Origin of the sequence: Microbacterium sp. A8/3-1 (assembly GCF_040267695.1) — a bacterium.
Taxonomy (GTDB): domain Bacteria; phylum Actinomycetota; class Actinomycetes; order Actinomycetales; family Microbacteriaceae; genus Microbacterium; species Microbacterium luteolum.
This window is the reverse complement of record NZ_CP158357.1, coordinates 357,372-378,806: the sequence shown is the minus strand read 5'-3', so window position 1 is coordinate 378,806 and position 21,435 is coordinate 357,372. Positions and strand designations below refer to the sequence as shown.

The window sequence follows — 21,435 nt, the reverse complement described above, 5'->3', positions numbered from 1 at the left end:
CGTTCCCGGTAATTCTACCGCCGGTCGGACCGGAAGGCTCAGACGTCGCGCGCGTTCATCCGCGCGAGCAGCAGGGCCTCGGTCGCGACGGCGTGGCGGAACGTGTCGAGGTGAAGCGACTCGTTGGGGCTGTGGGCCCGCGAGTGCGGGTCCTCGACGCCGGTGACCAGGATCTGCGCGTCGGGGAACTCGCGGACGAGGTCGGCGATGAACGGGATCGATCCGCCGACCCCGAGGTCGACCGACGGCACGCCGTAGCCGTCGCGCATCGCGTCGCGGGTGAGGGCGACAGCCCATCCGCTGGTGTCCACCAGGAAGCCGTTGCCGAGATCGACGTCCGAGAATTCGAGCTCGGCCCCGAAGGGCGCGTTGGCGCGGAGGTGCCGCTCGAGCGCCGCGTAGGCGTCCTCCCCCGTCTGGCCGGGGGCCACGCGCGCGCTGATCACGACCGTGACCTCGGGGAGCAGAGTGTTGGATGCCGCGGCCACGCTCGTGGCGTCGATGCCGATGACCGTGATCGACGGCTTGTTCCAGATGCGGCTGAGGATCGTGCCGTTCCCGATCGGCGTCGTGCCGGGGAGCAGGCCCGCCTCGTCGCGCAGCGTCGCCTCGCTGTACTCGGGTGTCGGCGCATCGCGCTCGGTCAGTCCCTCGACAGCGACAGAGCCGTCCGCGTTCCACAGCGTCGACAGCATCCCGATGGTAGTCATCATCGCGTCGGGCGCCGCACCACCGAACATGCCGGAGTGCGATGCGTGGTCGAGCGTGCGCACGCGCACCGTGAAGCGGGCGTTTCCGCGCAGCGACACCGTGAGGCCCGGCGTGACGGAGTCCCAGTTCCCGGAGTCGGCGACGACGATGGCATCGGCTCGCAGCGCCTCCTTGTTGTCGGAGAGGAACTGCGCGAAGGAGCGGGAGCCGTACTCCTCCTCCCCCTCGATGAACATCGCGATGCCCAGGTCGAGATCGTCGCCGAGCACCTCGCTGACCGCGCGGATCGACGCGATGTGCGCCATGATTCCCGCCTTGTCGTCGGCGGCACCGCGTCCGTAGAGACGACCGTCGCGCACCGTCGGCTCGAACGGCGGCGTCTCCCACAGCGCGTCATCTCCCGGAGGCTGCACGTCGTGGTGGGCGTAGAGCAGGATCGTGGGCTTGCCGTTGCGCGCGGCGCGTGTGGCCAGCACCGCGGGCTGTCCGTGCTCGTCGGTGCCGGGGATCGCCGCGCGCAGCACGCGCACCTCGTCGAAGACGCCAGTGCCCTGGGCCAGCGAGGCAACGGCATCCGCACTGCGTTCGAGCTGCGTCTGATCGAACGCCGGCCACGCCATCCCAGGGATCCGGACGAGATGTCCCAGGTCCGACAGCGCCGACGGGATGCCCGTCGCCACCGCTTCGAGGACGGCCGCCTCGGATTCGGTGGACGGTGTCGACGGAGCGGGGTGAGCAGAAGAGGTCATGCGAGTAATCTTAAGGTGATCTCTTTTCAGCGAACCGAGGACTCTCGTGGCCACTACCCCTGTCTCCCCTTCGACGAACGACGACGCTTCCGAGACGCCAGCCGTCGGCAAGGGTCGCGCGACGCCGACCCGCGCGGAGCAGGAGGCGGCCCGTCGCCGTCCCCTCGTCGCCAACACCAAGGAGGCGAAGGCCGCGGCCCGCGCCGAGCTCAACGAGCGGCGTGCACGCGCGCAGGCCGGCATGGCCGCAGGTGACGAGAAGTTCCTTCCGGCGCGCGACAAGGGTCCGCAGCGCCGCTGGGTGCGCGACTACGTGGATGCCGGCTGGCACCCCGCGGAGTTCGTGATGGCGGTCATGGTGCTCGTCATCCTCGCCTCGCTGATCCCCGCGAACCTCGCGATCTCCTTCTACGCCTACATCGTGATGATGGGCTACCTGGTGATCGCGATCGGCGGCATGATCCTGCTGGGCTTCCGGGTCAAGCGCAAGGTCGCGGCGAAGTTCGGCGCCGAACGCATGGAGAAGGGCCTCGGCTGGTACGCCGGCATGCGCGCGCTGCAGATGCGGTTCATGCGTCTGCCGAAGCCGCAGGTCAAGCGCGGACAGTACCCCGACTGACCAGTCCCCTGTTGAGCTCGCGGCCCCAGAACGGGCCGCGGTAGAGGAACGCCGTGTATCCCTGCACCAGGGTCGCGCCGGCATCCAGTCGCTCCTGCACGTCCGATGCCGTCTCGACGCCACCCACGGCGATGACGCAGAACTCGGCGGGCACGGCCTCGCGCACGACACGGAGCACCTCGAGCGAACGCTGCTTGAGCGGCGCACCCGAGAGACCACCCGCACCTGCCGCCTCGACGGTCGCGTCATCCGTGATCAGCCCGTCGCGGCTGATCGTGGTGTTGTGGGCGATGATGCCGGCGAGCCCCTCCTCGACGGCCATCCGCGAGATCGCGGCGATCTCCTCGTCGGGAAGGTCGGGCGCGATCTTGACGAGCAGCGGCGTCGATCCGGAGGCCTCACGCACGGCACGCAGCAGGGGTGCGAGGGTCTCGACGGTCTGCAGGCCCCGAAGGCCCGGCGTGTTGGGCGAGGAGACGTTGACGGCCAGATAGTCGGCCAGCGGGGCGAGCCTCGTGGCGGACGCCACATAGTCGGCCGTGGCGTCCTCGACCTCGACGACCCGGCTCTTGCCGATGTTGACGCCGATCACGGTGTCGGGTGCTCCTCTGCGCAGCTTCGCGAGACGGCGTGCCACGGCATCCGCCCCCTGGTTGTTGAACCCCATGCGGTTGATCACGGCGCGATCCGCGATGAGGCGGAAGAGACGCGGCTTGGGGTTCCCCTCCTGAGGGATCGCCGTCACGGTGCCCACCTCGATGTGGCCGAAGCCGAGCGCCGCGAGGCCGCGCACGCCGACGGCGTTCTTGTCGAAGCCCGCCGCGATACCGAAGGGCGACGGGAAGGTCAGGCCGAGTGCCTCGACGCGGAGCGACGGATCGGGGCGGGTCAGCGCACGGGTCACCGATGAGAACGGCGACGTCCCGAGGACACGGATCACCACCATGCCGGCGTGATGGGCGAACTCGGGATCGAAGCGCGAGAGGACAGCGCGGAAGAGCAGCGGATACATCCCTGCCAGATTACCGGTCCGCCGGCTCCTGCCCTGCGTGGTCGGCACGCAGATCGGTGATCGCGGATTCGAAGTCCTCGAGGGAGTCGAACGCCTGGTAGACGCTGGCGAAGCGCAGGAAGGCGACCTCGTCGAGCTCGCGCAGAGGTCCGAGGATCGCGAGGCCGATCTCATTCGTGTCGAGCTGCGAGACACCGGTCTGCCGGACCGCCTCCTCCACCCGCTGCGCGAGGATCGCGAGGTCCGCCTCGGTCACGGGGCGCCCCTGGCAGGCCTTGCGCACGCCCGAGATGACCTTCTCGCGGCTGAACGGCTCCATGACGCCGGACCGCTTGATCACGTTGAGGCTCGCGGTCTCGGTCGTCGTGAAACGGCCTCCGCACTCCGGGCACTGACGGCGCCGCCGGATGGAGAGCCCGTCGTCGCTGGTGCGCGAATCGATGACGCGCGAGTCGGAGTGACGGCAGAAGGGGCAGTGCATCTGACCGATCCTACGCCGTGAAGCGCGCCTCGATCGCCTCGCCGTGGGCGGGCAGCACCTCGGCGTTCGCCAGTGCGACGACCCCCTCGCGCACCGAGGCGAGCGCCTCGCGGTCGTAGGAGATGACCTGCTGCGGCCGGAGGAACGTGTAGGCGCCGAGTCCGGGCGCGTAGCGGGCCTGTCCCCCGGTCGGCAGCACGTGATTGCTGCCGGCCATGTAGTCGCCGAGGCTGACCGGAGTCTGATCCCCGACGAAGACCGCGCCTGCGCTGGTGAAGGCGGATGCCGCCTCTTCGGCGTCGGCGAGGTGGAGCTCGAGGTGCTCGGGCGCGTAGGCATTGCTGAACGCCGTCGCCATGGCCCGGTCGTCGACCAGCACGATCGCGGACTGCGGCCCGTCGAGAGCCACGCGCACGCGCTCGCTGTGCCGGGTCGCCGCGGCCTGCCGGTCGACCTCGACCGCGACCAGCGCGGCGAGCTCCACCGCGTCGGTGACCAGCACGGCGGATGCCTGCTCGTCGTGCTCGGCCTGGCTGATCAGGTCGGCGGCGACGAGTCGCGGGTCGGCGCTCGCATCCGCGACGATGAGGATCTCGGTGGCACCGGCCTCCGAATCCGTGCCGACGACACCGGCGACGGCACGCTTGGCGGAGGCCACGAAGTTGTTGCCCGGGCCGGAGACGACATCGACCGGGTCGAGGCCGATCGTCGGGACTCCCCACGCGAGCGCACCGATCGCTCCGGCGCCGCCCATCGCGTAGACCTCGCTGATCCCGAGCAGAGCGGCTGCGGCGAGGATCGTCGGGTGGATGCGACCGTCGTGGTCGGCCTGCGGCGGTGAGGCGAGGGCGATGTGCTGCACACCGGCGACCTGTGCGGGGACGACGTTCATCACGACGCTGGAGGCGAGCGGAGCCTTGCCGCCCGGGATGTAGACGCCGGCTCGGGCGACCGGCTGCCAGCGCTGCAGGATCCGGGCACCGGGACCGATCTCGGTGATCTGCGGGGCAGGCACCTGAGCCTCGGAGCCCTGGCGCACCCGGACGATCGCCTCCTCGAGCGCGGCGCGCACGGTCGGATCGACGGACGCGAGCGCCTCGGTGAGGTGCTCGGCCGGAACCCGCACGGCGTGGTCGGTCACGCGGTCGAACCGCTCCGCCTGCTCGCGCAGCGCGGCTTCCCCGCGGTCGCGCACGTCGTCGACGATGCGCGTGGCGGTCTCGAGCGCTTCTGCGCGCGCCTGCGTGGCGCGCGGGACGGCCGCGAGCATGCCAGCCGGCGAGAGCTCGCGCCCTCGCAGATCGATCGTTCGCATGTCAGCCCTTCGTGATGTCGGAGATCTCGTGGAGGTAGCCGATGCGGCCGTCGTCATGGCGGATGACGTACGCGCCTCCCCGATCCTCGATCACCAGAGCCCAGGCGCTCGGCCCGATGCGGAACAGCGGTTCGCCGCGCTCGTCGTGCACATCGCGCTCCGACGGCGCGAGGATCCAGAACGGCTGCGCGACGGGCGCGGCCTCACGCGGGTTGGTCGCGTCGAGATCGGCCGCATCCGTGTCGTCCTCGAGGTACGGCTGCTCCTCGGCGACCTCCCCCGGCTCCACGCGCGCGGCCGTCTCGAGCAGCGACTCGATGCTGCCGGTGTCCGAGACGATCTCCTGCTCCTGGCCACGGGACCGTCGGGAGTAGGTGGGCACGTATTCCTCGTCGGCCGTCACCTGCTCGGTGCCGGTGTCGCCGCCGGAGGCGTGCGCCACGAGCGGGACCTGCGCCGCGAGATCCAGCCGCGCGACCTCGTCTGTCGCCTGCTGCCCGGTGAGTTCCTGATCGAACCCGGGAGGGAACGCGGTGGTCTCCGTGAAGTCGGCGGTGTTCCCGGGTGCCGGAGCGTCCGCTGCCTGCGCGACGGAGTCCTGCGCAAAGTCGGCCTCGGGAGCCGGGGCAGCCTCAGGAGCGGGAGCGGGAGCGGGAGCGGGCTCGGGCCGCGGACGCGCGATGACCGGGCGGACCGGGTTCGCGTTGCGGTGTGCCAGGGTCACGAGGCGACCATGGAAGTCCTCCTTCAGCCCCGGGATGATCGGGGCGAAGACCGTGAGCACGACCAGGGCGAGCGACGTCAGCAGCAAGAGCACGCCGTTCCAGGGGAGACTCCAGAACCCTCCCTCGATCAGCGTGGAGACGGCGAGCCACAGCGTCCCGATCCAGACGGTCGCGGACACCGAGAAGGCGACCGAGGCGAACTGATCGATCCCCAGCGACCCGACACGACGGATGCCGTCCGGCGAGAAGCGCCGGAGCACCAGGAGGAACACGGCAGCGGTCGGCACGCCGATCGGCAGGATCCACTGGATGCCGACCCCCCACAGCGAGAGGCCACCCCCCAGAGGGAAGAACGAGACGACGAAAGACACCAGCCACACGCCCACGATGAGGAGCTCGCGCAGCGTGAAGCCGAGGATGCCGAACTCCGGCGTGACGTCCTCGTCGTAGAGGACGCCGTCGTCGTCGCTGAAGGTCTCGTCCTCGATGTCCGACTGTTCGGGCAGATCCGTGCTCATGGTCGTCCTTTCGTCACGGTGCTCGACCGGGGCGTGCATCTTGCCCCCGACGGCTCACGATCCTACCCGCTCACCCCAGACAGGCGGGGCCGAGCAGTGACTTGAGGTCACCGAACAGGTCGGCGGAGACCTTGACCGGCATCGGCACCTCGAAGACCTTCGCGCTTCCGCCGCGGTGCACCCGCAGCAGGACCTCGGTCTCGCCGTTGTGCCGGCGGAGGATCTCGGCGAGCTCGTTCATGACGCGTTCGGTCGCGCGCTGTTCGGCGAGGACGAGCGACAGCGGACCGGCCGCGTCGAACGAGCCGACGTCCGGCGCGAAAGCCGATTGGGCATGGAGGTTCAGCCCGTCGTCGCGCCGCGAGACGCGTCCACGCACGGCCAGGATCGAGTCCTGCTGCAGGATGTGCTGGAACTCGATGTAGGTCTTGCCCATGAACATCACGGTGACCTCGCCGTTGAAGTCCTCGACCGTGATCATGCCGTACGGGTTGCCGCTGGCTTTCGCGACGCGGTGCTGCACGCTAGTCACCAGACCCGCGACGGTCACCTGGTCGCCGTCCTGCATGTCCTCGGAGTTGTTCAGGTCGTGGATGGAGATCGACGCATGCTTGGCGAGCGGGACCTCGAGGCCGGCGAGCGGATGATCCGACACGTAGAGACCGAGCATCTCGCGCTCGAAGGCGAGCTTGTCCTTCTTGATCCACTCCGGTCGCACGGGCACCTTGGCCGGGGCGACTTCTTCGGTGCCGTCGTAGAGGCTGTCGAAGTCGAACCCGATCGCTCCCTGCGCCTCGTTCCGCTTGCGGTCGACGGCGGCCTCGACGGCGTCTTCGTGCACCTCCATGAGGGCGCGGCGCGAGTCTCCCATCGTGTCGAAGGCGCCGGCCTTGATCAGGGATTCGACGGTGCGCTTGTTCGAGACGTGCAGCGGGACCTTGTCGAGGAAGTGGTGGAAGGAATCGAAGCGCGCGTCCTTTCGCGCCTTCACGATGCCCTCGACGACGTTGCTTCCGACGTTGCGGACGGCCCCGAGACCGAAGCGGATGTCGTCTCCGATGGCCGCGAAGTAGTTGATCGACTCGGAGACGTCGGGCGGTAGCACCTTGATCCCCATGCGGCGGCACTCGTTCAGATACAGCGCCATCTTGTCCTTGGAGTCGCCGACACTGGTGAGGAGCGCGGCCATGTACTCGGCGGGATAGTGCGCCTTGAGATACGCGGTCCAGTACGAGACCACGCCGTAGGCAGCCGAGTGCGCTTTGTTGAACGCGTAGTCGGAGAACGGCAGCAGGATCTCCCAGAGCGCGTTGACGGCGCCGTCGGAGTACCCGTTCGCGTGCATGCCGGCCTGGAAGCCCTCGAACTGCTTGTCCAGCTCGGACTTCTTCTTCTTGCCCATCGCGCGGCGGAGGATGTCGGCCTGACCGAGCGAGAACCCGGCCACGCGCTGCGCGATGGCCATGACCTGCTCCTGGTAGATGATCAGACCGTAGGACTCCTCGAGGATGTCGGCGAGCGACTCGGTGAACTCGGGGTGGATCGGCGTGATCGGCTGCGCGCCATTCTTGCGGAGCGCGTAGTTCGTGTGCGAGTTCGCGCCCATGGGGCCGGGGCGGTAGAGCGCGATGAGGGCCGAGATGTCACCGAAGTTGTCGGGCTTCATGAGGCGCATCAGCGACCGCATCGGACCACCGTCGAGCTGGAAGACGCCGAGCGACTCGCCGCGGCCCAGGAGGTCGTAGGCGCCGCGATCGTCGAGCGGAAGGTGCTCGAGGTCGAGCTCCTCGCCGCGGTTCATGCGGATGTTGTCGAGGGCGTCCGAGATGATCGTGAGGTTGCGCAGCCCCAGGAAGTCCATCTTGATCAGACCGAGCGACTCGCACGACGGGTAGTCGAACTGAGTGACGATCTGGCCGTCCTGCTCGCGGCGCATGATCGGGATGATGTCGAGCAGCGGCTCGGACGACATGATCACGCCGGCCGCGTGGACGCCCCACTGGCGCTTCAGTCCCTCCAGTCCGAGGGCGCGATCGAAGACCGTCTTCGCCTCGGGATCGGTCTCGATGAGAGCGCGGAACTCGCTCGCCTCCTTGTACCGCTGATGCGAGGAGTCGAACATGCCGTCGAGGGGCATGTCCTTGCCCATCACGGGCGGCGGCATCGCCTTGGTCAGCCGCTCCCCCATGCTGAACGGGAAGCCCAGTACGCGTCCGGCATCCTTCAGGGCCTGCTTGGACTTGATGGTGCCGTAGGTGACGATCTGCGCGACGCGCTCGGAGCCGTACTTCTGGGTCACGTACTCGATGACCTCGCCACGGCGACGGTCATCGAAGTCGACGTCGAAGTCGGGCATCGAGACGCGGTCGGGGTTGAGGAAGCGCTCGAAGATGAGGCCGTGCTCGAGCGGGTCGAGGTCGGTGATCCGCATGGCGTAGGCGACCATCGAACCGGCACCGGACCCACGACCCGGACCGACGCGGATGCCGTTGTCCTTGGCCCAGTTGATGAAGTCGGCGACGACGAGGAAGTAGCCGGGGAACCCCATCTGCAGGATGATGCCGGTCTCGTACTCGGCCTGCTTGCGGACCTTGTCGGGGATGCCGTTCGGGTAGCGGTACTGGAGGCCGACCTCGACCTCCTTGATGAGCCAGCTGTCCTCGGTCTCGCCGTCGGGAACGGGGAACCGCGGCATGTAGTTCGCGGCGGTGTTGAACTCGACCTCGCAGCGCTCGGCGATCAGCAGTGTGTTGTCGCAGGCCTCGGGGTTGTCGCGGAAGAGCTGGCGCATCTCGGCGGCGGTCTTGATGTAGTAGCCGTCGCCGTCGAACTTGAAGCGGTTGGGGTCGTCGAGCGTCGAACCGGACTGCACGCAGAGCAGCGCCTCGTGCGCATCCGCCTCGTGCTGGTGCGTGTAGTGCGAGTCGTTGGTGCCGACCAGCGGGATGTTCAGATCCTTCGCGAGTCGCAGCAGATCGGTCATCACACGGCGCTCGATGGAGAGCCCGTGGTCCATGATCTCGGCGAAGTAGTTCTCCTTGCCGAACAGGTCCTGGAACTCCGCGGCGGCCGCCCGCGCGGCGTCGTACTGCCCGAGACGAAGGCGGGTCTGGATCTCACCGGAGGGGCACCCGGTCGTCGCGATCAGCCCCTTGGAGTACGTCTGGAGCAGCTCGCGGTCCATCCGCGGCTTGAAGTAGTAGCCCTCCATGCTCGAGCGGGAGCTGAGCCGGAAGAGGTTGTGCATGCCCTCGGTCGTCTCGCTCCACATCGTCATGTGGGTGTAGGCGCCGGAACCGGAGACGTCGTCGCTCTTCTGGTCGGGCGAGCCCCACTGCACGCGCGACTTGTCGCTCCGGTGCGTTCCGGGGGTGACATAGGCCTCGAGACCGATGATCGGCTTGACCCCCGCCGCGTTGGCCGCCTTGTAGAACTCGAACGCGGCGAAGGTGTTGCCGTGATCGGTCACCGCGATGGCCGGCATCCCGTAATCGGCGGCCGCCTGCGTCATCGCCGCGATCTTCGCTGCACCGTCGAGCATCGAGTATTCGCTGTGCACATGGAGGTGGGCGAAGGAGTCGGATGCCATGCCTTCGAGTCTACTTTCGACGTCTGACGTCGGGCGCCGAAGAGCCCCGACATCACGAAGGGATGCCGGGGCTCGTGCGCAGCGCCGCCGTTACGGGAGAGCGTCGATGATGGAGACGGTGAACGTGCGGTGGATGTCCGGCACATCCGACGGCGCCATGTCCCCCTCGGCCCCGTCGGTCCGGTCGAAGCGGACCGTGTACTCGGTCGCCCACCCGGTGGTGGTGTCGATCGACACGGTCGTCGTTCGCGCGCCCTGCCAGCCGTCGGAACGGATCCGGTACGTGACGACGCTTCCCTGGGTCGACACGCGCTCGGCCCGGGGGGTGAGCGCCAACGCCTCCAAGAACGTCGCTCTGGTCGCCGCCGGGGCGTAGTTCGACAGCAGCACGCCGGCGATGTCCAGTGCGACGCCTCCCTCCACATCCGATTGCTCAGAATTGAGAGCGGCCTGGTCGCGGAAGTACTGGATCAGCGCCGCCGGATCCTGCGGATACACCGCGTACGACTCGAGAGATCCGAGGAGCGGACCGATCTCCCCACCGATGCCTCCCGTGTAGATCGTCTCCTGCGTCTCCTGCCGCACGGGCAGCATGTTGTCCCAGGCCACCGCATCTCCTGGCGCCTGATCCTCGGGGAAGGAACGGATGCGCTCGTTGGACGGCCCGTAGCGGGAGACCCACTCGCCGGACCGATCGCCGGGCATGTACAGATGGAAGATCGACCTCACCTGAAGAGCGGTGATCGGCGGATACTGCCCCGGCCGGTAGAACCACTGGTAGATCGACACCTCCGGGCCCCGGTACAGCAGTGCCTCGTCGACCGTCTCGATACTCAGATACTGACCGGCCTGCGGGGTGGTGCCGGGGAAGGGCTCCGTGATCGTTGTGCCAGAGGTCGGCTCGGGCTTGGGAATGGTCGGACCCGGCTCACGAGGATCCGCGGTGGGAGCGGGAATCGCCTCCACCTGCGGAGAGGGAGTCGTGAGCTGGCTGACCACCACGACGCCCGTCGTGACCGCAGCCACACCGGCCACTGCCCCGGCGATCACGAACATCGGCCGCTTCAGGAGGCGCTTGCGCTCCGCGCTCCGGCTGTCGTCGATCCCGTGGAGCAGTCGGAGGCGGGCCGCGATGATCCGGTCCTCCGTCAGGCTCGTTCCTGCATTCACGTCACGCACGCGCTCGAAAACGTCCATCGACCGCTCCTTCCTTCTCGTTCACGACTCGTTCTCGGGTGATCGCCCTGGCCGGATCCAACCGCGTCCGTATGCGGTTCATCCGGGACCGGACGGTCCCGACGGGGACGCCCAGGGCGACGGCGACCTCTTCGTAGGTCAGGTCTCCCCAGGCGTAGAGCAGGAGGGTCTCCCGATCCTTGGCCGAGAGGGCCGCGATCCGCGGCGCCAGCTCGCGGGTGGAGATCTCCGCATCGAGACGCGCGATCGTCGTCTCGAGGTCTCCGTGGGAGATGTGCTCCTCCCGCTGCGCCGACTCCACGCTCGACCGGAAGTGCTTGGCCTCCCGGGCCCGATGCTTCCGGATCAGCCGGGACGCTATCCCGTACAACCACGGAAGCGCCGAGTCCCAGGAAGTGTCGAACGACTTCCGTCGTGCGAACGCGACCAGGAACGTCTCACTGAGGATGTCCTCGCCCGCATCGGGGCCGAGACGGCGGGCGGCGTAGCCGCCCACCGTCCGGGAGTGCCGATCGAACAGTTCGGCGAAGGCTCGGGGCTGCCCGAGCGACCGCTGAATGATCTCGCTGTCTGTGCTCACACTATGTATTGCCCCGGAGAGCGCAGACGGTTCGAAATTCGTCACGGCAGCGCGTCTACGACGCTCACGGTGTAGATATACCGCTCGTCGGCCAGGGTCGCCGGAATCAACGTCGAGGCGACGTCGAGGGTCACGGTCTTCTCCAGCACCATCCCGCTGTTCATGTCGATCTTCACCGTGCGTCGCTTGACGGCATCGGCGCCGGAGAGCGCCTGCTCCGCAGCCGCGAAGCTCACGGTCGCGGTAGCCCCATCCGAGCCGACGAGCTCCGACCCGGCGAGCAGGCTGAGCGCGGAGTACATGGCCGCGCGCGCATCCGGCGCGCCCACGTTGTAGGACAGCAGATCCACGAGCAGCCAGCCGACCTTGTAGTCCTGATCGCCCGTGACCGTGCCCTGATTCGTTCGGATCCAGTCGATCAGCTGCGCCGGATCACGCGGCATGTCCGCGAAGAAGCTGGTCAGCGAATATCCTCCGGAGGTCTCCCACGGCGCAGACGGGCCTTGGTCGAAGTAGGCCGTCCCGCTCTGGGACTGATGCGCCTCCTGCGAGAGCTGCAGCGCATCAGGTCCGAACAGCTGAGTCACGCCGCCGTCAGAATCCCCGGGGGTGTAGAACCAGTCACCCGACTGGTCCGCGGGAACGTAGTAGTCCCAGTTCGTCGACTGCAGCCAGGCGTTCGCCGCGTTCGACCTGTCGGCCTGGTACTGCCCGAGCTCGGGGATCGGCTGGTGGTAGACGATCTGTTCGGAGTCGATGTGGACCCTCAGATACTGCCCCGGTGCGACCGTCAATCCGGCGAACGTGCTCGCGGCTGCTCCTGCCGCGCTGAACGCTCCGGAGGCCGTCAACGGCTCCACCGTCGGCTCCGGGGTCGGCTCCACCGACGGCTTGGGCACGACGGTCGGAATGGCCTCGACGCCACCGGTCGTCGGTGTCGTGAGGTTGCCGACCACGAGCACGCCAACGGTCACGGCGGCCGCAGCGCCGACGAGGCCCGCCGTGATGATCCACGGGCGTCGTGCTGCGCGCGATCGCGCAGGCCGCTTCTCAGCGTGGATCTCGGTCAGGAGTCGCCCACGCGCCGCCGAGATGTTCTCCTCGGCCCCATCGATCTCCGGTCGGGCCTCCTGCACCTTCTCGAAAACGTTCATCGGATGCTCCCTGCTGCTCGGTCTGTCTGTGCCTGTGTCTGTGCCTTTGCCTGCGCCTGCGCCCTGCGAACGGGATCCAACCGTTTCCGCACGCGGTTCAACCGCGAACGGACCGTCCCGACCGGGACCCCGAGCGCGGCAGCCACCTCGTCGTACGACAACCCCTGCCACGCGTACAAGAGAAGGGTCTCGCGATCTCTCGGCGCGAGGGCGGCGATGCGTGCTCTGAGCCCCGAGACCTCGCGCTCCGCGTCGATCCGCGTCAACGCAGCGTCGAGACCGCCCTCGGACGAGTGCTCCTCACCCGACACCGCGGCCGCGAACGAACGCCAGTGCTTCGCCTCCACTGCCCGGTGACGGCGGATCAGGCGCGATGCTATGCCGAGAAGCCACGGCACGGCCGACTCGACGCCCGCTTCGTAGTCCGCGCGACGTCGGAACGCCACGAGGAACGTCTCGCTCAGGACGTCCTCCGCCGCGTGCCGCCCGATCCGGTACGTCGCGAAGGCGTTGACCACGCGCGCATGTCGATCGAACAGCTCGGCGAAGGCTGATGGTTGGTCCAGAGACCGTCGGATGATCTCGCTGTCTGTGCTCACGCTGGGTATTGTCCGTGCGCCCTCGATGGGTTCACGTTTTCTTCGACGACTTCCTCGACTTCCCCAGATCGAGTCTCATCAGCACCCGGGGAAAGCCGTCGAGAACCGAGTCCGTGTCGGCCGCTTTCGTGAAGCCCGCGTCTTCGAACAGCCCCCTCGTGCCGACGTACGCCATCGTGAGGTTCACCTTCTCGCCGCGGTTGTCGACGGGATACCCCTCGATCGCCGGCGCACCGCGTTTCTTCGCGTAGGCGACGGAGCCCTCGATCAGGGCGTGCGAGATGCCCTGCTTGCGGTGCCCTGGCCGCACCCTGAGACACCACAGCGACCAGACGTCGAGGTCGTCGATGTGCGGGATGAGCCGATTGCGCGCGAAGCTCGTATCCCTCCGCGGATGCACCGCCGCCCAGCCGACCGGCTCGTCGTCGAGGTAGGCGATCACACCCGGCGGCGGATCCTGATGGCACAGCTCCCTCACCCGGTCGGCGCGCGCCGTGCCTTTCAGCGCGACGTTCTCCTTGCTGCCGATGCGATAGCTCAGGCAGAAGCAGACATTCGACGTCGGATTCTTCGGACCGACCAGTGTCGCGACGTCGTCGAACACGGTCGCCGGACGCACCTCGATGCTCATGCGCCCAGTGTGTCGCACGCGGACGACATCACCGTGGAGAAGCGCGGACTACTCTCCGCGCAGGACGTCGAGCGCGTGCTGGAAGTCCGCAGGATACGGCGACTCGAATTGCACCCACTCCCCCGTCGCCGGGTGCGTGAAGGCCAGCTGGTGCGCGTGCAGCCACTGGCGCGTCAGGCCGAGCCGGGCGGACAGCGTCGGATCGGCGCCGTAGAGCGGGTCGCCGACGCACGGATGCCGATGCGCGGCCATGTGCACGCGGATCTGGTGGGTGCGTCCGGTCTCGAGATGGATCTCGAGCAGCGAGGCACCCGGGAACGCCTCGAGCGTCTCGTAGTGCGTCACGGAGGGCTTGCCGTCCGGCACGACCGCGAACTTCCAGGAGTGGTTCGGGTGGCGACCGATCGGCGCCTCTATCGTGCCGGCGAGCGGATCCGGATGCCCCTGCACGACCGCATGGTAGATCTTCTCGACCGTGCGTTCCTTGAAGGCGTGCTTGAGCGCCGTGTACGCGGCCTCGGTCTTCGCGACGACCATCAGTCCGCTCGTGCCGACGTCGAGACGGTGGACGACACCCTGACGCTCGGCCGCACCGCTGGTCGCGATCCGGAATCCCGCGGCAGCGAGGGCGCCGATGACGGTCGGCCCCTCCCATCCGACGGACGGATGGGCCGCGACACCGGAGGGCTTGTCGACCACGACGATGTCGTCATCGTCGTAGACGATGCCGAGCTCAGGCACGGCGATCGGGATGATCCGCGGCGCCTCCTTGGGCTGCCACTCCACCTCGAGCCATGCACCGCTGCGCAGGCGGTCCGACTTGTCCAGCACGACGCCGTCGAGCTGCACTCCGCCTGCAGAGGCGACATCGGCGGCGAAGGTGCGTGAGAAGCCGAGCATGCGCGCGAGCGCGGCGTCGACGCGCTCGCCATCCATGCCGTCGGGGACGGGAAGGGACCGCGATTCCACTGTCAGCGACCGTCCGACGGTGACGAGGGATCCTCGGCGGCGACGGCGGCGGCTTCAGCCTCCTCGTCGGTCTCGACCGGCGCATGATCCCGCTCCCGGGTCCCGTCGAAGCGAAGGCCGAGCACGACGAGCAGTGCGACCGAGATCATCCCGGTCACGATGAAGATGTCCGCGACGTTGAAGATCGCCGGCATCATCCAGGGCATCGAGATCATGTCGACGACGTGACCGTTGCCGAAACCCGGCTCGCGGAACAGACGGTCGGTGAGGTTGCCGAGCACGCCGCCGAGAAGCGCGCCGAGGACGACCGCCCACCATCGCGACTGGACGTTGAAGGCCTTCCAGATGATCACGGCGGCGACGACGCTCAGAGCGATGGTGAAGATCCAGGTCACGCCGCTGCCGAGCGAGAACGCCGCGCCCGAGTTGCGGATGTAATACAGCTGAAGGAACTCTCCGAGTACGGGCACGACCTCATGCAGAGGAAGGTTCTCGATCGTGAGGTGCTTCACAAACTGATCGGCGGCCAGCACCACCGCTGCGAGAATCGCAACGATCGCACCGGCCGCCGACCGACGAAGGGGACGACGTCCTGACAAGAGGGCGCCTTACAGGCCGATCGCGGAGACCGGCGTGGAGTCCGTGGAAGCCGACTTCTCGTCGAGGTCGCGAAGCTGACCCTCGATGTAGCCGCGCAGTTGCGACCGGTAGTCGCGCTCGAAGTTGCGGAGCTCGGTGATCCGGGCCTCGAGCGTGTTGCGCTCGCGCTCCAGACGTGCGGCCTCTTCGCGCTGCTTGGCCTCGGCCTCGCTGCGGATGCGGCCGACCTCGGCCTCGGCGTCGGCGATCAGCTGGTTGCGCTTCGCCTCGCCCTCGGCGACGTGCTCGTCGTGCAGGCGCTGAGCCAGCTCGATGATGCCGGCGGTCGCGGTGGCGGAACCCGACGGAGCAGGCTCGGCCGGAACCTCGGCGACGGGAGCCGCAGGCGCCTCGGCGACGACGGGCGCCGCAGGAGCGGCAGCGGCCTCGGGAGCCGCACCGGACTCGTAGGCGGCCAGCTTGGCCTTCAGCTCGACGTTCTCCTCGAGAGCCTTGCGCCACTCGATGACGATCTCGTCGAGGAAGTCGTCCACCTCGTCCGGGTCGAAGCCGTCCTTGAAGCGGACGTGCTGGAACTGCTTGGTGACGACGTCATCCGGGGTAAGTGCCATGATGGCTCCTCTTTCGATGAGTTCGGTTGCCAGTATCGAATATGGCGCGGTCTTTATGTGGCGCGAACCCGGGGCGCGCACCTGGGTGCCAGCATAGTCCCGATGCCTTGGCGTCGCGATGTCACGACACCCAGGGCGCGAGAACACGCCGGTCGGTCAGATGAACAATCCCACGATGTTCATGAGTACCAGGACGATCAGCATCGTCAACGCGAACCCGAAGTCCAACGACAGAGAGCCGATCCGCAACGGAGGGATGATCCGCCGGAAGAACCGGATCGGCGGATCGGTGACCGTGTAGACGGCCTCTGCGACGACGAGACCGAATCCCTTCGGACGCCATTCCCGATTGAACATCGGGATGTAGTCCAGGATCAGACGCGCGAAGAGCACGAAGACGTACAGCAGCAGCACCAGATGGATGATGCTGGCGACGACGGAGACCAGCTCCACGGGTTACGACTGGTCGAAGCCCGCGGACTCAGCGTCCGCGTGCGCGATTCCCCCTTGGCCCGACACCGCGATGTTCTCCGGCGAGAGCAGGAAGACCTTCGAGGTCACACGCTCGATGCGGCCGTAGAGCCCGAGCGAGAGGCCGCTGGCGAAATCGATCAGACGACGCGCGTCGGCGTCGCTCATCTGGGAGAGGTTGATGATGACCGGAACGCCCTCGCGGAAGCTCTCCGCGATCAGCTGAGCGTCGCGGTACTGCTTCGGGTGCACCGTGAGGATCTCGTTCACCGTGCCGGCAGCGGGCTGGCGGACGGCGACCGGGCGACGCAGCGGCGTCACGGGAGCCGGAGCCGACTCCTCGCGGTCACGATCGCGGTCGCGGTCGCGGTCACGTTCGCGGTGGGCGCGGGCGGGAGCCTGCGTCTCCTCCTCGTAGACCTCTTCCTCGTCGGCGAGGCCGAGATACACCATGGTCTTCTTCAGCGGGTTACCCATCGTGTCCTCCGGTTCGAACGTTTGGGGTGGTCTGTTCACAGGTTAACCCCGGTCGGGGCGGGGTCCGGTGATTGCGGAGCCGATCCGCAGGTGTGTCGCGCCTGCGGCGACGGCCTCGACGAAGTCGCCCGTCATGCCCGCGGAGATCCAGGTGGCCGAGGGCTCGACCGTGCGGATCTCCTCGGCGATGTCACGAAGGCGGGCGAACGCCGACGCCGGCTCCTCGTCAAGAGGGGCCACCGCCATCACGCCGCGCAGACGAAGGGACGGCAGAGTCAGGACGTGCTCGGCGAGAGCGCGGGCCTCGGCCGGTGCGACACCGCCCCGCCCCGCGTCATCCGTGAGATTGACCTGCACGAGAACGTCGAGCAGGTCGTCGTCCACCGCGGCGCGATGCAATGCATCGGCGAGTCGGCTGCGGTCTACGGAGTGCACGACGTCGGCGCTCCGCCGTATCGCGGCGGCCTTGTTCGTCTGCCCCTGCCCGATGAAGTGCCAGCGCAGATCCAACGCGGCGAGCTCCGCCTGTTTGGCCGAGAGCTCCTGCTGGCGGTTCTCGCCGACCTCGCGCACGCCCAGGGCCTGCAGCTCCGTCACCAGGGAGGCGGGGTGGAACTTCGTGACGACGATCCGGGTGATCTCGGCGGGGTCGCGGTCAGCCCGTCGCGCGGCGTCGGCGATGCGCTCATCGATCGCCGACAGCCGCGCGGCCAGGCCCGACTGCTGCGGGGCCTCGGCCGCCTCGTCCGTCACTTCAGGAATTCGGGGATGTCGATGTCGTCATCCGCGAACGCCGGCTCGATGCTCGTGGCCGGCACGCGCTGCTGGACGGGCGCGGGCTCCACGGTCTCGGTCTTCGCCGGCTCCTCGGCCTCCGTCAGGGCGACCTCGGGAAGCGTCGTGGCGGCGGGACGGGAGACGACCATCGGGTCGAGCCGCAGCGACGGCTCTCCGCCGTCGAAGCCGGCCGCGATCACGGTCACGCGCACCTCGTCGCCGAGCGTGTCATCGATGACCGTACCGAAGATGATGTTCGCCTCCGGGTGCGCGGCCTCCTTGACGAGGTCCGCAGCGTCATGGATCTCGAAGATGCCGAGGTTCGACCCGCCCTGGATCGAGAGGAGCACTCCGTGCGCACCCTCGATGCTCGCCTCGAGCAGCGGCGACTCGACCGCCAGCTCGGCGGCCTTGATCGCCCGGTCGGCTCCGCGCGCAGAGCCGATGCCCATGAGCGCGGAGCCTGCACCCTGCATGACCGACTTGACGTCGGCGAAGTCGAGGTTGATGAGTCCGGGGGTCGTGATCAGGTCGGTGATGCCCTGCACACCGGCAAGGAGCACCTGGTCAGCGGTCGCGAACGCCTCGATCATCGAGATGCCGCGGTCGCTGATCTCGAGAAGCCGGTCGTTCGGCACCACGATGAGGGTGTCGACCTCTTCCTTGAGCTTCGCGACGCCCGCCTCGGCCTGGCTCTGCCGGCGGCGACCCTCGAAGGAGAACGGCTTGGTCACGACACCGATCGTGAGGGCGCCGATCGACTTCGCGATGCGCGCGACGACCGGAGCGCCACCGGTTCCGGTGCCACCGCCCTCGCCGGCGGTCACGAAGACCATGTCGGCCCCGGTCAGCGCCTGCTCGATCTCCTCGGCGTGGTCCTCGGCGGCGCGTCGTCCCACCTCGGGGTCCGCGCCGGCGCCGAGACCGCGGGTGAGCTCGCGGCCCACGTCGAGCTTGACGTCGGCGTCGCTCATCAGCAGCGCCTGCGCGTCGGTGTTCACAGCGATGAACTCGACTCCGCGAAGGCCGAGGTCGATCATGCGGTTCACGGCGTTGACGCCGCCACCGCCGACGCCGACGACCTTGATCACGGCGAGGTAGTTCTGGTTCTGGCTCATGGCCGGCCTCCGATTAGTCGAGCCTTGCGTTCGTTGTCGAGAGAGTGCGGGGGTTGAACCTTAAACCTCAACTAGAGGTGTAAAGTATTTCCCGGTATTGCGTTCCCTGAGATCGAAGGTAAGCGCCGCATGCCCGCGGGAGCGCAGCGACACGGGCGTGTCGCGCCATTCCCGCCGAAAGCCGTCAGCCGACGACGGCGACCTTGGGCGAGGTGACGTCGATCGACGTCGCCCAGAGGTTCGCGTTCATCGCGCTCGCGAGTGCGATCGCTTTGAGACCGGAGTCCTCCGCGCTCCCCCACACGACCGTGAGACCGGTGCTGAGCGTCAGCGTCACGTCATCGACCGTCGAGGCGCTCACGCCGGTGAGCGCGCTCCGGATGCCTGCGGGAAGCGCGCGCACGACGAGCCCCGCGCTCTCGAACGCCTTCGAATCGACGCCGCCCTCGACCTCGATGATCGGCTGCCCCGCCGGCTGATCCGACGTCGTGGCGAGTGCGACACCGGCCGCATCCACCAGGGTGTATCCGGCATCGGATCGGATGACGCCCACCGGTGTGCGCTCGACGATGCGCACGGTGAGATCGTGCGGCGGCTTCGCCTCGAGCGCGTAGGTCTCGATGAGCGGGAAGGCGAGCAGCGCCGCCTTCACCTCACTCGTGTCGACCAGTGCCAGTGGGGTGCCGATCTGATCGGCGAGGGCGGTCTCGATCACCGCGGGGTCGAGCGTCGTGGTACCGGCCACGGTGATCTTCTCGACGGCGAAGAGCGGGCTGTATGCGGCGGCGACGCTCCCGCCGATGAGCAGGAGGACGGCACCGATGCTGCCGAGCCTGATGATCCTCCGCCGACGCGAGCGCTGGGTGAACCGCCGGATCTCGGCGCGGAGCGCCTTCCGCCGCGCACGCGCGGCACGCCACACGTCCCCGGTCGAGGTCGGCTGCGGCCCCTCGACGCCGGGCTCGACCGACGTCGTTCCGGGCTCGATCTCGACGACGGCGGATTCCGCCTCCGCACGCTCACGGCGGCGCGGGCGGGTCTCCCCTTCCGGCGCGGCGTCCTTCTGCCCCTTGCCCTCCGGGGCGGTCGGAAGCGGTGCGGGCCGGCGCATGGGCTACGCCTCGTCGGTCCGGCGGAGCGACTCCAGCACCTGCGGGATGATCTGGTAGACGTTCCCGCAGCCGAGCGTGATGACGAAATCGCCGTCGCGTGCGACGGTGGCCGTGTAGTCCGCGGCCTGCTGCCAGTCGGCGACGTAGTGCACGTGCCCCTGGTCGCGGAACGCGTCGCTCACGAGCTCCCCGGTGACCCCGGGAACCGGGTCCTCCCGGGCGCCGTACACATCGAGCATGACCGTGTGATCGGCGAACTGCTCGAGGACGTCGGCGAACTCCTGGTACATGTGCTGCGTGCGCGAGTAGGTGTGCGGCTGCTGGATCGCGATGATCCGCCCGGAGCCGGAGATGCTGCGCATGGCCTCGAGCGCAGCACGGACCTCGGTCGGGTGATGCGAGTAGTCGTCGTACACGGTGACCCCGCGCTCGACGCCGTGCTGCTCGAGTCGGCGCACGGTGCCGGCGAACCCCTCGACGGCCCGAACCGCCTCGGCCAGCGGGTGGCCGAGAGCGCGCAGAACCGCGACGGCTCCTGCCGCATTGATCGCGTTGTGCACGCCGGGGACGGCGAGCTGCATGCGTGCACTCTCGCCCTCGTGCGTCAGGGTCGCGGCGACGGGTCCGGCTGCGACGATGTCGGTGACCCGGAGATCAGCGCTCTCGGCCTGCCCGAAGGTGATGACGTTGGCGTGCGAGAGACCCGCGTTCACCCGCAGCGCTCCCGGGTCGTCGCTCGAGATCACGACCGCCTCGGAGGCGGCATCCGCGAATCGCACGAAGGCATCGTGGAACGCCTCATCCGAGCCGTAGTGGTCCAGGTGGTCCGGGTCGACGTTGGTGATCAGCGCCACGGCGGTGTCATAGAGCAGGAACGTGCCGTCGGACTCGTCGGCCTCGATCACGAAGAGGTCGCCGGTGCCGGTCGCGCTCGACGCGCCGAGCTGCTCGATCACGCCGCCGTTCACGAAATGCGGGTCCTCGCCGAGCTCGCGGAGGGCCGTGACGATCATCCCGGTGGATGTGGTCTTGCCGTGCGCGCCCGCGACCGAGACGAGGCGGCGGGATCCGATCAGCCAGTGCAGCGCCTGCGAGCGGTGGATGACGTGCAGTCCGCGCTCCTTCGCTGTGACGAACTCGGGGTTCTCGGGCCAGATCGCACCGGTGTGCACGACGGTGTCGGCGTCGCCGAGGTGAGCGGCGTCGTGGCCGACGTGCACCGTGGCGCCGGCGGCCGCGAGGGCCCGCAGATTGTCGCTGTCGGCGCGGTCGGTGCCGGAGACGCGGATGCCGGCGTCGAGGAACATCCTCGCGAGGCCGCTCATGCCGGAGCCGCCGATGCCGATGAAGTGCGCGGAGGTGATCGTCTCGGGGATCGGGAGGGAGAGGTCGGGTCTGATCATGTCGGGTTCAGTCTACT

At 68.4% G+C, this 21,435-nt stretch carries 21 protein-coding genes; 1 reads left to right on the top strand and 20 read right to left on the bottom strand.

Going from position 1 to position 21,435, the window contains the following annotated elements:
• Positions 1-38: 38 nt before the first annotated feature.
• Positions 39-1,460, bottom strand: coding sequence for a dipeptidase (locus ABS642_RS01890; protein WP_350352057.1), 1,422 nt, complete (start codon positions 1,458-1,460; stop codon positions 39-41).
• A 46-nt stretch (positions 1,461-1,506) separates the two neighbouring features.
• Here ABS642_RS01890 and ABS642_RS01885 point away from each other — a divergent pair, with 46 nt between their 5' ends.
• Positions 1,507-2,079 carry a DUF3043 domain-containing protein gene (locus ABS642_RS01885; RefSeq protein ID WP_282216796.1) on the top strand — a complete coding sequence of 191 codons (573 nt, stop codon included), beginning with the start codon at positions 1,507-1,509 and terminating at the stop codon, positions 2,077-2,079.
• On the opposite strand, the gene ABS642_RS01880 is transcribed toward ABS642_RS01885, so the two are convergent.
• The 19 genes from ABS642_RS01880 to murC all read right to left on the bottom strand — a co-directional run bounded on the left by ABS642_RS01880 (position 2,054) and on the right by murC (position 21,418).
• Complete coding sequence (locus tag ABS642_RS01880; protein ID WP_350352056.1) at positions 2,054-3,091, bottom strand: quinone-dependent dihydroorotate dehydrogenase; 1,038 nt, start codon at positions 3,089-3,091, stop codon at positions 2,054-2,056. The genes ABS642_RS01885 and ABS642_RS01880 overlap by 26 nt on opposite strands.
• A 10-nt stretch (positions 3,092-3,101) precedes the next feature.
• Entirely contained in the window at positions 3,102-3,572 is a 471-nt protein-coding gene (gene nrdR / locus ABS642_RS01875; protein ID WP_282216794.1) for a transcriptional regulator NrdR, read from the bottom strand.
• A 10-nt stretch (positions 3,573-3,582) separates the two neighbouring features.
• Complete coding sequence (hisD, locus tag ABS642_RS01870) at positions 3,583-4,887, bottom strand: histidinol dehydrogenase (protein ID WP_350352055.1); 1,305 nt, start codon at positions 4,885-4,887, stop codon at positions 3,583-3,585.
• Between the two features lies 1 nt (position 4,888).
• Positions 4,889-6,130 (bottom strand): hypothetical protein, encoded by a 1,242-nt coding sequence (locus ABS642_RS01865; protein WP_350352054.1) that lies wholly within the window; start codon positions 6,128-6,130, stop codon positions 4,889-4,891.
• 70 nt (positions 6,131-6,200) lie between these two features.
• Positions 6,201-9,719, bottom strand: coding sequence for a DNA polymerase III subunit alpha (gene dnaE / locus ABS642_RS01860; protein ID WP_282216791.1), 3,519 nt, complete (start codon positions 9,717-9,719; stop codon positions 6,201-6,203).
• Positions 9,720-9,809: 90 nt separating this feature from the next.
• Positions 9,810-10,916, bottom strand: a complete 1,107-nt coding sequence (locus ABS642_RS01855; RefSeq protein WP_350352053.1) for a hypothetical protein — start codon at positions 10,914-10,916, stop codon at positions 9,810-9,812.
• On the bottom strand, positions 10,891-11,496 hold the full coding sequence (locus ABS642_RS01850; RefSeq protein ID WP_350352052.1) for a sigma-70 family RNA polymerase sigma factor: 606 nt from the start codon (positions 11,494-11,496) through the stop codon (positions 10,891-10,893). Before ABS642_RS01850 ends, ABS642_RS01855 begins: the two co-directional genes overlap by 26 nt.
• A gap of 41 nt (positions 11,497-11,537) precedes the next feature.
• On the bottom strand, positions 11,538-12,650 hold the full coding sequence (locus ABS642_RS01845; RefSeq protein ID WP_350352051.1) for a hypothetical protein: 1,113 nt from the start codon (positions 12,648-12,650) through the stop codon (positions 11,538-11,540).
• Positions 12,647-13,249, bottom strand: a complete 603-nt coding sequence (locus tag ABS642_RS01840; protein ID WP_350352050.1) for a sigma-70 family RNA polymerase sigma factor — start codon at positions 13,247-13,249, stop codon at positions 12,647-12,649. The genes ABS642_RS01845 and ABS642_RS01840 overlap by 4 nt, the downstream gene beginning before the upstream one ends.
• Before the next feature lie 31 nt (positions 13,250-13,280).
• Entirely contained in the window at positions 13,281-13,880 is a 600-nt protein-coding gene (locus tag ABS642_RS01835) for a GNAT family N-acetyltransferase (protein ID WP_350352049.1), read from the bottom strand.
• A 48-nt stretch (positions 13,881-13,928) separates the two neighbouring features.
• Positions 13,929-14,849 (bottom strand): RluA family pseudouridine synthase, encoded by a 921-nt coding sequence (locus ABS642_RS01830; protein WP_350352048.1) that lies wholly within the window; start codon positions 14,847-14,849, stop codon positions 13,929-13,931.
• Between the two features lie 2 nt (positions 14,850-14,851).
• Positions 14,852-15,361, bottom strand: coding sequence for a signal peptidase II (locus ABS642_RS01825; protein ID WP_350352047.1), 510 nt, complete (start codon positions 15,359-15,361; stop codon positions 14,852-14,854).
• A gap of 96 nt (positions 15,362-15,457) precedes the next feature.
• Complete coding sequence (locus ABS642_RS01820; protein WP_282216783.1) at positions 15,458-16,060, bottom strand: DivIVA domain-containing protein; 603 nt, start codon at positions 16,058-16,060, stop codon at positions 15,458-15,460.
• A gap of 156 nt (positions 16,061-16,216) precedes the next feature.
• On the bottom strand, positions 16,217-16,513 hold the full coding sequence (locus tag ABS642_RS01815) for a YggT family protein (protein WP_282216782.1): 297 nt from the start codon (positions 16,511-16,513) through the stop codon (positions 16,217-16,219).
• A gap of 3 nt (positions 16,514-16,516) precedes the next feature.
• Entirely contained in the window at positions 16,517-17,008 is a 492-nt protein-coding gene (gene sepF, locus ABS642_RS01810) for a cell division protein SepF (RefSeq protein WP_350352046.1), read from the bottom strand.
• Positions 17,009-17,050: 42 nt separating this feature from the next.
• The gene (locus ABS642_RS01805) at positions 17,051-17,761 is read right to left on the bottom strand and encodes a YggS family pyridoxal phosphate-dependent enzyme (RefSeq protein ID WP_350352045.1); all 711 of its coding nucleotides are present in this window, start codon (positions 17,759-17,761) and stop codon (positions 17,051-17,053) included.
• Entirely contained in the window at positions 17,758-18,903 is a 1,146-nt protein-coding gene (gene ftsZ, locus ABS642_RS01800) for a cell division protein FtsZ (protein WP_282216779.1), read from the bottom strand. The genes ABS642_RS01805 and ftsZ overlap by 4 nt, the downstream gene beginning before the upstream one ends.
• A gap of 184 nt (positions 18,904-19,087) precedes the next feature.
• Entirely contained in the window at positions 19,088-20,014 is a 927-nt protein-coding gene (locus ABS642_RS01795; protein WP_350352044.1) for an FtsQ-type POTRA domain-containing protein, read from the bottom strand.
• A gap of 3 nt (positions 20,015-20,017) precedes the next feature.
• Complete coding sequence (murC, locus tag ABS642_RS01790) at positions 20,018-21,418, bottom strand: UDP-N-acetylmuramate--L-alanine ligase (RefSeq protein ID WP_350352043.1); 1,401 nt, start codon at positions 21,416-21,418, stop codon at positions 20,018-20,020.
• Positions 21,419-21,435: the final 17 nt, after the last annotated feature.